Annotated in this window: 12 protein-coding genes; 4 read left to right on the forward strand and 8 right to left on the reverse strand. The window is 29.7% G+C overall.

The window, feature by feature from the left end:
* Positions 1 to 1,512, forward strand: coding sequence for an L-aspartate oxidase (gene nadB / locus AABJ49_RS08695; protein ID WP_338377892.1), 1,512 nt, complete (start codon positions 1 to 3; stop codon positions 1,510 to 1,512).
* Positions 1,513 to 1,514: 2 nt separating this feature from the next.
* Here the strand turns inward: nadB and AABJ49_RS08700 are convergent, their stop codons facing one another.
* The 7 genes from AABJ49_RS08700 to AABJ49_RS08730 all read right to left on the reverse strand — a co-directional run bounded on the left by AABJ49_RS08700 (position 1,515) and on the right by AABJ49_RS08730 (position 8,331).
* Entirely contained in the window at positions 1,515 to 1,880 is a 366-nt protein-coding gene (locus AABJ49_RS08700) for a group III truncated hemoglobin (RefSeq protein ID WP_338377893.1), read from the reverse strand.
* A 17-nt stretch (positions 1,881 to 1,897) separates the two neighbouring features.
* Positions 1,898 to 2,665, reverse strand: a complete 768-nt coding sequence (locus tag AABJ49_RS08705; protein ID WP_338377894.1) for an ABC transporter permease subunit — start codon at positions 2,663 to 2,665, stop codon at positions 1,898 to 1,900.
* Between the two features lie 152 nt (positions 2,666 to 2,817).
* Positions 2,818 to 3,525 (reverse strand): ABC transporter ATP-binding protein, encoded by a 708-nt coding sequence (locus AABJ49_RS08710; protein WP_338377895.1) that lies wholly within the window; start codon positions 3,523 to 3,525, stop codon positions 2,818 to 2,820.
* The gene (locus tag AABJ49_RS08715) at positions 3,522 to 4,757 is read right to left on the reverse strand and encodes a nitrous oxide reductase family maturation protein NosD (protein ID WP_338377896.1); all 1,236 of its coding nucleotides are present in this window, start codon (positions 4,755 to 4,757) and stop codon (positions 3,522 to 3,524) included. The genes AABJ49_RS08710 and AABJ49_RS08715 overlap by 4 nt, the downstream gene beginning before the upstream one ends.
* A gap of 5 nt (positions 4,758 to 4,762) precedes the next feature.
* Complete coding sequence (locus AABJ49_RS08720; RefSeq protein ID WP_338377897.1) at positions 4,763 to 5,773, reverse strand: nitrous oxide reductase accessory protein NosL; 1,011 nt, start codon at positions 5,771 to 5,773, stop codon at positions 4,763 to 4,765.
* A gap of 76 nt (positions 5,774 to 5,849) precedes the next feature.
* Positions 5,850 to 7,826: a Sec-dependent nitrous-oxide reductase gene (nosZ, locus tag AABJ49_RS08725; protein WP_338377898.1), complete on the reverse strand. Its 1,977-nt coding sequence runs from the start codon at positions 7,824 to 7,826 to the stop codon at positions 5,850 to 5,852.
* Between the two features lie 25 nt (positions 7,827 to 7,851).
* The gene (locus AABJ49_RS08730; protein WP_338377899.1) at positions 7,852 to 8,331 is read right to left on the reverse strand and encodes a c-type cytochrome; all 480 of its coding nucleotides are present in this window, start codon (positions 8,329 to 8,331) and stop codon (positions 7,852 to 7,854) included.
* Positions 8,332 to 8,588: 257 nt separating this feature from the next.
* Between AABJ49_RS08730 and AABJ49_RS08735 the strand changes: the two genes are divergently transcribed.
* The 3 genes from AABJ49_RS08735 (at position 8,589) to AABJ49_RS08745 (ending at position 11,994) form a co-directional block, all read left to right on the forward strand.
* Positions 8,589 to 8,957 carry a hypothetical protein gene (locus AABJ49_RS08735; protein WP_338377900.1) on the forward strand — a complete coding sequence of 123 codons (369 nt, stop codon included), beginning with the start codon at positions 8,589 to 8,591 and terminating at the stop codon, positions 8,955 to 8,957.
* 88 nt (positions 8,958 to 9,045) lie between these two features.
* Positions 9,046 to 9,894 (forward strand): hypothetical protein, encoded by an 849-nt coding sequence (locus tag AABJ49_RS08740; protein ID WP_338377901.1) that lies wholly within the window; start codon positions 9,046 to 9,048, stop codon positions 9,892 to 9,894.
* A gap of 105 nt (positions 9,895 to 9,999) precedes the next feature.
* Positions 10,000 to 11,994 carry a TonB-dependent receptor gene (locus tag AABJ49_RS08745; protein ID WP_338377902.1) on the forward strand — a complete coding sequence of 665 codons (1,995 nt, stop codon included), beginning with the start codon at positions 10,000 to 10,002 and terminating at the stop codon, positions 11,992 to 11,994.
* Positions 11,995 to 12,066: 72 nt separating this feature from the next.
* Here AABJ49_RS08745 and AABJ49_RS08750 read toward each other — a convergent pair whose 3' ends face one another.
* Positions 12,067 to 12,867: a hypothetical protein gene (locus tag AABJ49_RS08750; RefSeq protein WP_338377903.1), complete on the reverse strand. Its 801-nt coding sequence runs from the start codon at positions 12,865 to 12,867 to the stop codon at positions 12,067 to 12,069.
* Between the last annotated feature and the right edge of the window lie 137 nt (positions 12,868 to 13,004).

The following is a 13,004-nucleotide window of genomic DNA, read 5'->3' on the forward strand; positions in this document are numbered from 1 at the left end:
ATGATACAAACCAATTATTTAGTTATAGGTTCAGGTGTTGCTGGATTAACTTTTGCTATTAAAATTGCAACTCATTTTCCTGATAAAAAAGTAACGATTATTACAAAATCTAATGAATCAGAATCAAACACCAAATATGCTCAAGGTGGCATTGCTGTTGTTATGAATAAAATTAAAGATAATTTTCAAAAACACATTGAGGACACTTTAATTTGCGGTGATGGTTTATGCGATAAAAAAGTAGTTGAATTGGTTGTTTATGAAGGTCCGAAAAGAATAAAAGAACTAATGGATTGGGGTACCAATTTTGACAAAAATAGCGATGGAAATCTTAATTTAGGAAAAGAAGGTGGACATTCTGAAAATCGGGTGGTACATCACAAAGATCAAACAGGTTTTGAAATTGAAAGAGCTATTCTATATAAAGCACACTTATTAAAAAACATAGAAATTTTTGATTTCCATTTTGCTTTAGACTTAATTACGAAAAAGAGTTCCTGTATAGGTGCTACTGTTTTAAATGAAAAAACAAAGGAATTAATTACTTTTCAAGCTGATTATACGTTACTAGCAACTGGTGGAATTGGTCAGGTTTATGGACATACCACAAATCCTGAAATTGCAACTGGAGACGGAATTGCAATGGCAAAAAGAGCCAATGCTTCAATAAAAGATATGGAATTTATCCAATTTCACCCTACGGCATTATTCAGTCAAGATTTGTCCACTACTTTTCTAATATCTGAAGCTGTTCGTGGTTTTGGAGCTTATTTACGAAATAAAGAAGGCAATCGATTTATGTTGCAATATGATAAACGTGGAGAACTTGCTTCAAGAGATATTGTTTCTCAAAGCATTGAAAAAGAATTAAAAATTTCAGGAAATGAATGTGTTTATTTAGATTGCACGCATATAGACATGACCGAATTTAAACAACATTTTCCTATGATTTATGAACGTTGTAAAGAGTTTGGTATTCAGGTAGAAAAAGATTGGATTCCTGTAATTCCAGCGCAACATTATCTTTGTGGTGGAATTGAAGTAGACTTAAACGGAAAATCGTCTATTGAAAATTTATTTGCTTGTGGTGAATGTTCTTATACAGGTTTACATGGAGCAAATAGATTAGCTTCAAATTCGCTTTTAGAAGCATTGGTTTTTTCGGATAGAATTTTTACTTATTTGAAAGGTGAAAAAACTATTCAAACGGTTGCAATAACAACTCCAAATAATGAAAACAAAGGAAATAATGATGCTAAATTTATTTCAAAAACTAGAATAAAGTTGCAAGTTTTAATGCAAAAAAATGCTGGAATCATTAGGAACAACGAAAGTTTACAGCATTCAGAAATTCAATTATTGAAATGGAAAAAAGCAATTGAAGCTATTGAAAACAATCAATTAATAACAAAAGAATATTATGAACTTAAAAACTTGATTGAAACCTCATTATTAATTATCAATTACTCATTAAATAGAACTGAAAACAAAGGTGGCTTTATAAAAGTTTAACTTTAAACTTTATCCATCATTGCTTTTGAAATATTCATAGCACGATTTTTAATTTCTTCTGCTTTTTCTCCTTTGAATAAACTATTTACTGTTTCATTAAATAATATATTCCAACGATTAAAGTGTGTAAAATCAATATGAATTTTTTGATTTAATACTTTGTGAGTCATCATTGGGTTTCCATCAAAATTACCTGTACAAAAAAGAATGTTTTCCCAAAAATCATACATTCTTGGCAAATGAGAATCCCAATTAACATGAGCAACTTCAGTAAAAATGTATCCTATGGTATCATCAGCTTTTACTTTTTCATAAAAAGCATCCACTAATTTGATAATGTCTTCTCTATTTTGAATATCTTTCTTCATAACTCAATAATTTAAGATTATAAATCTTTGCTTTTAAACTTTTTTAAGGAAATGAAAAAAGGAATAATTGCCCATAAACATAAGAGTAAAAAGGAAACAATTAATCCTGAAGTTGTTCCAAAAAAGTCTTTAAAAATAGCTCCAGTGTAACCCATCATCGCTGAAACATCAAGGTGTAATAAAATTTGAATTCGAGCTAAATCGATTGGACTTAAAGCTGTAATTCCAACCATTGCGTTTTCTATTGGATATTCTGATAATTGAAACAACAAGAATAAAACCATTCCGTCAAATAACAAAGCAAAATACAACCAAGTCATAATAGCAATTCCGATTCCTTTGGCTTTGTCTCTTGTTAAAATTGAACTCAAAAATGCCAATGCTACAAAAACTACAGAAATAATACAACCAATTAATATCATCATAAATCCAACTGAATTTGGTGAATAAATCAATAATGGAATTCCAGCTCCAATAAAAAAGGCAACTACCATAGATGAAGACAATCCGAAGAATAAACTCATCCAGATTTTTACCCTTTTAATGGGTTGGCTTAATAAAAGTTCAATAAATTCGGAACTATTATATAAATATATGGTTGCAAAAAGAATAGAAACTAACGGAACTGTAAATAATATTACATTCAATATAGTTAATAACCCTTTTGACGAATTGTCTTCTAAAGTAAAGGAACTCCATGATAAAATGGCTAAAATTAAAGTGTAAGCCAAAATAATTTTGTTCTTTAAAATATCGGATAATATGATTTTTATGATTCTGTTCATTATTTTTAAATTTTTAAACACATAGAAACATAGTTCTTTTATTGTGTTGAGATGCTTTGTATTATATAGATTTCATAGCTATGTGTAAATAAAATACTATTGAATTTCTTTAGAAGCAATTTAATCTATGATTCTATGTATTAAATTTTTTCTTACTTTTTAGCTTTCAAAACAGATGCAATTGCTTTTGAAATTTTAGTTTCGTTTGTTTCTTCTAAAAGTTTAGCAACTTTTTTATGAAAATGAACTTCACCATCTTGCATAAAAACAATTTCTGTAATTAAATCATCTAATTCACTCAATAAATGTGAAGTAATTAATATCAATTTCCCTTTTTCTTTTTCCTTGATGATTTTTTCTTTTAAAATTTCTGAAGCCAAAGGGTCTAATCCTGCTGTTGGTTCATCTAAAATCAAAACATTTGGATTGAATAAAAAAGCAATTGTTGCACTCACTTTTTGAGTTGTTCCACCAGAAAGAGTTCTCATTTGTTTATCGAACATTTTTTCTAATTCAAAGGCTTTTATCAAATCTTCATCTAAAACCTCATTAGAATTTCTAATGGTTTTAATCATTTCAATAATTTGTCCGATGGTCATTGTATCAGGATAACGACCAATTTGTGGCATATATCCTATATCATTTCGATACAAATATTCGTTGGCAATGGATTTTTCGTTGAAATGAATAGTACCATTATCAGGTAAAACCATTCCTAAAACGGCTTTGATTAAAGTTGTTTTTCCACAACCATTTGGTCCAATTAGTGCAATACATTCACCTTTATTACAAGTAAGGTCAACGTTTTTGAGCACTTCTAATTTCCCAAACTTTTTATTTATATTTTTTATTTTTATCATATTGGCAAAGACTTCATTAAAGGCTTGTTATCTATAAAATTATCAGGTGTAATGCTCGGCAAAACTTTTTCGGATTTATCTAAAAGCGAAATCATAAAACTTCGATACAATAACATTGTTGAAGGATTACTTTCGGCCAAAACTGCAAACAAACTTAATGGATGATAAGGCACATCACCAAAACCATTTTTGTCTAAATCATACCCTTCATATTTATCCCAATAATTAGAATCAAAATTGTTCAATACTAAACTTCCATTGGTTCCCATATCGAATGTATTTCCTAAAAAATTATTATTCACAATTACATTATCATCACAACTTGCTTGAACAACCATTGCCCAACCGTTTTCTTGAAACAAATTGTTTTCAAATTTCATTCGGTTTGAACCTTCCATATAAACGGCTGCCGTATTTTTTATGAATTTATTTCCTAAAATATGTCCATCATTTAGTTCTTTCAATAAAAGTCCATAAGCAGATTGTCCCCAATTTTCCTCGAATTTATTATTAATCATTTTCACATCATTGCTATACATTACAGCTACTCCTGCTCCATTACTTCTAAAAGTATTGGTAATATAGGAATCGCTATGCGAAAACATAAAATGCAAACCATAACGAATATTGTTTTGACTGATGTTTCTCCAAATAATAGAATCGTAAACAAATTCAAAATAAATTCCGTCTCGATGACCTTGAATTTTATTAGCAATTATTTGAATATCATTACTTTTCCAACAATGAATTCCGTTTCCTAATTTTTGTTCTTCTTTTCCGTAAGCTTTTAAAACATTGTTTTTAATGATGCAGTTTTTTCCGTTTTGAATATAAATTCCGAAAAAATTATCGTCTAAAATATTATTTTCAATGCGAATGAAGTTGTGACTATAGACTTTAATAGCCGCAGGATCTTCCATTGAAGCAAATGACGAACGAATAATTTTCAATCCTTTAACCACAACACTATCAGCTTTTATGGATAGGATTTCAAACTTTTTTTGACCGTCTAAAACAGGATAATCTTTTCCTAAAAGAACGATTTTTTTATCAATTATTATATTTCCTTCTGTGTATGTTCCTTTGTGAATTAGAATTGTATCACCAGCTTTTGCCAATGCTATTGCTTGTTTGATAGATTTGATGTTTTTATTCGCACCAACTTCAATTTTTTGAGCTTGCATTGCACTTGAAATAAACAATAAGAAAACTATATAACTAAAATATTTCATTGATTTTATTTTCTAATTTCTTCCCAAATTAAGGATTCTGCATTTAATTTTTCTTTGAATATATCTACTTCTTCTTGTGTTGAAAATGCAGCTATATTTCCTCGCATTGGACTTGAAATATCACCACCTTTTAAATAGAAAGCCGTTTCAGCAGGAATTAATACATTATCAGCATTAAATTGATTAACAAAATGAGATTTAACTTCTGTTTTATTTTCTTCAATATAACTAGTTAAACATCTTAAGTCATCAAACTTATAAACTCTTCCTTTATTTGTAATAATTTCAGAACCAAATTTTCCATCAGCAATACTCATTTTACAAAAAACACATTGATCTACGTTTAATTTAATAGGTTCTACCCCTTTATTTTGGCAAGAAACAATAAATCCACTAGTTAAGATAAAAATGGCAACTAAACTATTTTTTTTTTTGAATTTACTCATTAAATCAAATTCTTTAAATACTACTGCAAATAGTAATAATCCAGCTAAAATTAATAGCCAACCTCCAGTATCTGGAATAGAATATGCTCCAAAATTCAATAATTGTTTGTAACCAATTAATGGTGGTTGATAAGCCATTCCGGGAACAATAATAGCTGCATTTGGATCTAAATTATGTCCGTATTCGTAGTTCCATCTGTAAAAATCTACAGCAGCTAAAATTACAAATAAAACAAATGTTCCAAATAATATTAATGTTCCTTTTCTGCTTTTTAGAAATATTACTGCTAAAGCAAATACTCCAAAGAAACCCATAATATAAGGTAAAACCTTGAATTCAATAAAGTTTTCAGTATGTAAAGTTGCCATACCAATATAGTGATTTAATCCGTTGATAATTTCAACATCACCACCAATTTTATGAGCATGTAATTTCAAAACTAAACCTTCAGGATATTGAGGAGCTTCTAACTCAATTTGCCACATGGGAAATAAAAGAGAAACAAAAAACAATACACTCGCAATCAAAAGTAGCACTTTTGAAAGCAACGAAATTTTTGAGGTGTTCATAACTTTGAGATTTAAAAAAAGGGAACAGCTAACCTACTGTTTTACTGTTCCCCTTAAGAATTTTAATTTATTTTAATTATTTTGTTGCTGGCATATTTGTTCCAACGCTGTAAGTAAGTGGTGTATTACTTCCTTTTGGAGATACTCTAATATAGCCTTGCATTTCTTGGTGAAGTGCACTACAGAAATCTGTACAATAAAATACTGATGTTCCAACTCTTTCTGGAATCCATTTTAAAGTAGAAGTTTCTCCTGGCATTATTAATAATTCAGCTGTTTTTGCTCCTTTAACAGAGAATCCGTGAGGCACATCCCAATCTTGCTCTAAGTTAGTTATGTGGAAATAAACCTCATCACCTACTCTTATTCCTTCAATATTATCTGGTGCAAAGTGAGAACGAGTTGAAGTCATATAAATATGAACCACATTTCCGTTACGAACCACTTTAGATTCTTTTTCACCCTTGGTTACATAAGGATGTTGATTTTCTTCAATTTTATAGAATTTATACTGTCCGTTATTTCGAATTAAATCAGCAGGTGCAGCTTGTGCATAGTGAGGTTCACCAATAGTTGGAAAATCTAATAGCAACTGCATTTTATCACCAGTAATATCATATAATTGAGCTGATTGCGTTAACTCTGGACCAGTTGGTAAATATCTATCTTTAGTAATTTTGTTATAAGCAACCATATATTTTCCAAATGGTTTTCTACTATCACCACCAGGAATTGTTAAGTGACCTACAGAATAATAAGTTGGAACTCTGTCTAAAACTTTTAAGGTTTTAATATCCCATTTAACAATTTCTGAAGAAACAAACATTGTAGAATAAGCATTTCCTTTTCCGTCAAATTCTGTATGTAATGGTCCTAAACCTGGTTTTTGAACTTCACCATGAAGAACTGCATCATATTTAAGAACTGGAATTCCGTTATAATCTCCTTCATATGTTTTTTTGCTAATAGCATCTAACATTTTAGTATAACTAAATACTGGAATTAAAGCCGCTAATTTTCCTGAACCTACAATATATTCACCTGAAGGATCAACATCACAACCGTGAGGAGATTTTGGACAAGGAATCATATAGCAAATATCTTTTAATGCCATTGCATCAAGAACTAATACATCTTCTTTCATTTCTGAAACTGCAGAATGAGTTTTTTCGTCCCAATAGTTGTGAGCATATCTAGCTTTTTCTCTTTTTCCTTTTCCAGCTTTGATATATTCTTCCGCTTTTTTCCAGTTAACAGCCATGATAAAATCTTTATCTTTTTGTGAAGCATTTACTTCTAAAAGTGTATTAGCCTGTTCTGAATTATAGCATGAGAAGAAGAACCATCCATGAGATTTTCCTTTACCTGCATGTGATAAATCGAAATTTACTGCTGGTAATCTTAATTGGAATGCAATATCCATTTCACCTTCTTTACCAACTTTTACAAAACTAATGTGAGCTTTGTAATTTTCTTTGTATGTATTAATTGGCACGTCACCATCTTCATAATCTCCTGGTACACCAAAACGTGTTCCTGCTACTACATACTCTGTATTTTCAGTAATAAATGGAGAAGAGTGATTTCCTGCACTATTTGGTAACTCAATAATTTCTGCAGTTTTAAAACGTTTTAAATCTACACGAGCAATACGCGGTGTGTTGTTTCCGTTGATAAATACCCAACGACCATCTACTTCACCATTTGTTTGAGACATTTCTGGGTGATGGGCATCATCCCATGGAACAAATCCGTGAGAAGTGTTTAACATTGGTTTTGTTTCTTCACTAAAACCCCATCCACTTTCTGGATCTACAGAGAATACTGGAATTACTTTTAACATTCTTCCACTTGGTAATCCGTAAACACTCATTTGTCCACTAAATCCACCTGAAACGAAATTGTAAAATTCGTCATATTTTCCAGGTGCAACATATACTTTTGAAGCTGCGTCACCACTAACTGCATTACTTGAATTTTTAGGCTTACATGAGGCAAAAAAGGCTGCTACTAAAACTATAGCAAAAGTTGCTTTTAAAAATCTATTTTTCATATACTTTCGATTTTAAGTTACTTATTTATTTTACACCATCATTTTTACGCATAAACTCCAAAATCTCACGAGCTTCAGTGTCGCTTAATGATTGGTTTGGCATACGTACCAAACACAATTCTAATTGTGCTTGCAATTCTGGGTCTTTGTCGATCATTGGATCTGGATTTGTGATGAAGTTCATAATCCATTCTGGTTTTCTGCGTTCAGTAACACCTTTCCAGCCTGGTCCAACTAAACGTTCATCTGTCATTTTGTGACATGAAGTACATTTTACCCCAGATACTTCTTCTCCTTTTGAAGCCATTGCTCCATCTAAGGTTGCTCCTAATTCAACACTTGAGTGTTTTCCTTCTCCTCTGTTTGGATCGTAAGAAGAAGCGTCAGTTGCTGCTGATTCTTCAGACGCTGCTGGTGCTGAAAAATCTTCTCCTGATTCTGATTTGCTTTTTCCACAAGAAAGGAATAAAACAAATACTACTACTAATAAAGATAATTTGTTCATAAACTTTGTTTTTAATTTATGATACAAATTTCAGATTTATTTAACATTTCATTTATGATTCAAATCATAAGGTAAAAACTATTTTAACTAAATAAATTTATAGTTCTTTATGAACTGTAATTTAACTATTTTTGCAAGCAAATTATTTTTTTTACGTCTAATTAGAAGAAATTAATATTGGTTTTTATGATTATAATCATATTGGCTTTATAATTCAAGTATTAGTTTTGTCCTGTAATTTATTTCATACTTTAAAATTGAAAATTATAACCTTCATAGTAGTTACTTTTATGTTAATCAAGCCGGTTTTACCAGTTGTTGATTACATAATTAACTATGATTATATTTCAACTCAATTATGTGAAAACATAGACAAACCAGCATTAAAATGTAATGGTAAATGTCATTTGAAAAAAGAATTGGCTAATGAAGCTAAAAAAGACAATTCAAAATCAAATGAACAAAGAAGTAATACTATAATTTTTGAAATTTTGTATTATGAAAACATTACTTCTTTTGTTTTTAACCCTAAAATTTATATCGATAAAAAGGTTCAACCTTTATACAATTGCATATACTTTCGATTAAATAGTACTTCTATTTTTCATCCTCCTATTTTAGCATAAACATCCTCATTTATTGATATTTCTATCAAATCATTGGTTATTTTATAGCCAATACATTCAACTTATGTCTAAAATAAATTAAACCAAAATGAAAATTTTAAAATATACTTTCCTATTCTTATTAGGAATAATGACCTCTTGCTCTTCTGATGATGATGATACTACAATAGAACAAATTGTTACAGAACTTGATGGATTAAATAAAGTTCAAGAAATTACTAACGATACACATGTTATCGAATTATATAGTTCTACTGGAACTTTAGAACAAGGTTATAATGCTATTTCGCTTCGAATTAAAAATAAAACCACAAACGAATACGAAAAAAACGCTACTATTTCTTGGATGCCAGTAATGCATATGGCTATGATGAATCATTCTTGTCCAACATCTGAAATTGCAAAAACAGCTTCAAAAGAAACATTATACAATGGATATATCGTTTTTCAAATGGCTCAAAATGATACTGAGTATTGGGATTTACAAGTAGATTATACAATTGCTGACGTTGCTTATACTGCAACTGCTGTAGTAAATGTTCCTGCTTCAGCAAAACAAAGAGTAACTTCTTTTATGGGTTCTGATAATAAACGATATATTATTGCGATGGTAAACCCAACAACACCAAAAGTTGCTATCAATGATGTAACATTTGGTTTATACAAAATGGAAAATATGATGAGTTTTCCTGTGGTTGATGATTACAAAATTAAAATTGACCCAAGAATGCCAAGTATGGGAAATCATGGTTCTCCAAACAATGTAGATTTAACACAATCAGCTGATAAATTATATAGAGGAAAATTGTCGTTAACCATGACAGGTTATTGGAAAATTAATTTGCAACTTTTAAATAGTCTTGACGAAATTTTAAAAGGAGAAGCTATTACCGAAACAACTGAATCTAGTAGTATTTATTTGGAACTGGAATTCTAATAAAATATCTTTAAAAAGGTTAAAAAACAACTTTTAACCTTTTTAATTTTTTCAAATCTCATAATAATTGATTTTCAATTGGAAGGAAATATTTATCACAAAAAAATGAAAAATTTATATTTCATAGCTATTTTATTTAGTAGCATGACCTCTCTTTTTGCCCAAGAAATCGAAGTTGATTCCTTAAAAAAAATTGATTTAAAAGAAGTTATACTTATTGGTAAACAAGCACAATTAGAACAAAAACAATTTAAACCTCTAGCAACCATCGACGAATACCTACAACAAGCAGGAACCGTTGAAATGATAAAAAGAGGTGGTTATGCTTGGGAACCAAATATCAATAATATGAGTACAGAACGAACTGTAATCACAATTGATGGAATGCGAATTTTTGGAGCTTGTACTGACAAAATGGATCCCATTACTTCTTATGTAGAGGTTTCAAATCTTTCTGAAGCTGAAATTTCTTCTGGTCAAAGTGGAAGTTGTCACGGTCCAACAATTGGTGGTTCTTTAGATTTAAAAAGAAGTAAAAGTACATTCGCTAAAAAAGGAATTAACGGTTATATCAACTCGGGTTACGAGTTTAACAATCAACAAAAAATTATTGGTGCTGCATTAAATTATGTAGGTAATTCGTTTTTTATTGACAACAACATCATGTTTAGAAATGCCGAAAATTACAAAGCTGGCAATAACAATGAAGTTCTATTTTCTCAATTCAAAAAATTAAACATGTCAACTACAGCGGGTTATTTGTTCAATAAAAACAAATATATTGAAGGCGCTGTAATTTATGACAAAGCAACAGATGTTGGTTATCCAGCGTTGCCAATGGATGTTTCTTTGGCTGAAGCATTAATTACTTCTTTAAAGTTTGAATATTTACCTTTAAATAGCATTATAAATAAATTAGAAACTAAGGTATACTACAACACAATTACACATACAATGGATGACACAAAACGCCCAAACGTTGCTATTCATATGGATATGCCTGGTTGGAGTGATACGTATGGAATGTATTTGAACTTGAATGGAAAAGTGAAAAAAAATTCGTTTTTAGCTACTTTCAATTCGTTTTATAATCGTTCTCTTGCCGAAATGACAATGTATCCAAGTGACCCAAATGAAAATATAATGTTTATGTTGACTTGGCCTGATGTTGTTACCTTTTATAACGGAATTTATTTAGATAACACGTATGCATTTAATCATAACTCAAGCTTAAAAGTGTCAGCAAGTTTGGGAAATCACTTTAATGAAATTAAAAGTACCTTCGGATTAGAAAGTTTACAGATTTTTTATCCAAAGATGGAAGCTGATAAAAGTAGAATACTTAAAAGTTTAGCTTCTAATTACAATTGGAAAAAAGAAAACTTTGGCTTTAATTTCGGATTAGCTTATGGAGAAAGAGCTCCATCTATTTCTGAAGCTTATGGATTTTATTTATTCAATAGTTTTGATAGATATGATTATGTTGGGAATCCTGATTTAAAAAACGAACAATCAGTTGAAGGTTCTTTTGCTATCAGTTATAAGCCTTCAAAATTTAAAACTTCGTTAACTACTTCTTATTTTCATATTTCAAATTACATTATTGGAACACCTGATTCTTCAATACTTCCTATGACAATTGGAGCTAGTGGTGTAAAGATTTATTCTGCGTTAAATTACGCTACTTTAATAAAATCGGTTTTTGATTTTGAAACCTATTTGACCAATGATTTAAAATGGGTAAATCAATTTACATACAGCTACGGAAAAGGAAGTGATAAAGAAAACTTGCCTTTCATTAGTCCATTAGCGTATAATTCTAAATTACAATTTAAGAAAAGAAAGTTTGCTTCTGAATTAGGGCTTCAAGGTAATTTGATTCAATCTAATTATGCCCCAAAATATGGTGAAATTAAAAAAGCAGATTTTGCAATTCTGAACTTTGCCTCAAACTATACTTTTGATTTAAATAAAAACAAATTAAACCTTAAAGCCGGTATTGAAAACATATTAGATAGTCAATATTCAACTTTTGCCGATTGGAACAATATACCAAGAATGGGAAGAAATGTGTTTGTAAATGTAAGTTATGGTTTTTAATAACTCAAAGATGATAACAAAAAAAAGGGATAACTTAAAAATTATCCCTTTTTTTTATATACTAAATATAAATTATTGTATCGAATCTAAAGAAAGAGTTGCTGCTTTTTCAGCATCTAAATCTGGCTGAACTATTTCATCATTAGCTTTTTTAGCTTGATTTTCACATCTGTCGCATAAGTCAGTTATGTTTTTCATTTCGTGAGCTTGAGCAACAGTTCCTTCAAATATTTCGTCTGTATTCTTTCCATTTATATAACCACAATCTTTATATAAGTGATAACTTTTTCCGAATTTTGTCCAATAAACATAATTCTTTCCATCATTTAAATCTTCAACTTTTCTGGTTTGTTCTGTGTATTTTTCTACTGAAGCCATATTGGATTCAAAACCACCAATTCCTGCAATTACTAATGCTATCCCAGCTATACTTCCTAAAATAGCTTTACTTTTTCCGTCTACTTTTTTATTAGTTAATATAAAAATAATTAAAGGTAAAAATGCCACAAAAGCCATAATTACTCCTAATTGATTTTGGACGTAAAATAAAAACTTATTCTTTTCTGAAGGTGGATCTAGTCTATTTGATTTTTTCCATAAGATTGAACCTGCAAAAACAAGAATTAAGTCTAAAACTATAAGTCCAATTACCCAAGCATTAATTGGAGATTCTCCAGAATTCACAGCGCTTAAGAACATTCTAATAGCAAAAACTTGTGCTACAATTGCACCAAGCCATAATAAGACTGCAAACATTCTAAATTGGTTGGCTTTAGATTTGTTTTCTGCTGTAGGAACAAATGTATAATCTGAATTAGATGTATTTGGTTTATCTGAACCTCCTACTTTGGTTATTTTTTTATCTGTACTCATAATTAATTAGTTTTATTTTTTTCAAAAGTATTATTTTTTTTTGGACAATGCTTTTTTTCAAAAATTTTTTATTAACCTATTTTGCATATTAAATGTTAATATCTGATTATCAAAACCATACCGTTCTAAAGAAGATT

This window comes from uncultured Flavobacterium sp. (genome assembly GCF_963922255.1).
In the GTDB taxonomy this organism is placed as follows: domain Bacteria; phylum Bacteroidota; class Bacteroidia; order Flavobacteriales; family Flavobacteriaceae; genus Flavobacterium.

What these genes read in the sequence shown, in the direction of transcription:
- nadB (WP_338377892.1), top strand. Translation starts at nt 1, where the DNA reads ATGATACAAACCAATTATTTAGTTATAGGTTCAGGTGTTGCTGGATTA.
- AABJ49_RS08700 (WP_338377893.1), bottom strand. Translation starts at nt 1,880, where the DNA reads ATGAAGAAAGATATTCAAAATAGAGAAGACATTATCAAATTAGTGGAT.
- AABJ49_RS08705 (WP_338377894.1), bottom strand. Translation starts at nt 2,665, where the DNA reads ATGAACAGAATCATAAAAATCATATTATCCGATATTTTAAAGAACAAA.
- AABJ49_RS08710 (WP_338377895.1), bottom strand. Translation starts at nt 3,525, where the DNA reads ATGATAAAAATAAAAAATATAAATAAAAAGTTTGGGAAATTAGAAGTG.
- AABJ49_RS08715 (WP_338377896.1), bottom strand. Translation starts at nt 4,757, where the DNA reads ATGAAATATTTTAGTTATATAGTTTTCTTATTGTTTATTTCAAGTGCA.
- AABJ49_RS08720 (WP_338377897.1), bottom strand. Translation starts at nt 5,773, where the DNA reads ATGAACACCTCAAAAATTTCGTTGCTTTCAAAAGTGCTACTTTTGATT.
- nosZ (WP_338377898.1), bottom strand. Translation starts at nt 7,826, where the DNA reads ATGAAAAATAGATTTTTAAAAGCAACTTTTGCTATAGTTTTAGTAGCA.
- AABJ49_RS08730 (WP_338377899.1), bottom strand. Translation starts at nt 8,331, where the DNA reads ATGAACAAATTATCTTTATTAGTAGTAGTATTTGTTTTATTCCTTTCT.
- AABJ49_RS08740 (WP_338377901.1), top strand. Translation starts at nt 9,046, where the DNA reads ATGAAAATTTTAAAATATACTTTCCTATTCTTATTAGGAATAATGACC.
- AABJ49_RS08745 (WP_338377902.1), top strand. Translation starts at nt 10,000, where the DNA reads ATGAAAAATTTATATTTCATAGCTATTTTATTTAGTAGCATGACCTCT.
- AABJ49_RS08750 (WP_338377903.1), bottom strand. Translation starts at nt 12,867, where the DNA reads ATGAGTACAGATAAAAAAATAACCAAAGTAGGAGGTTCAGATAAACCA.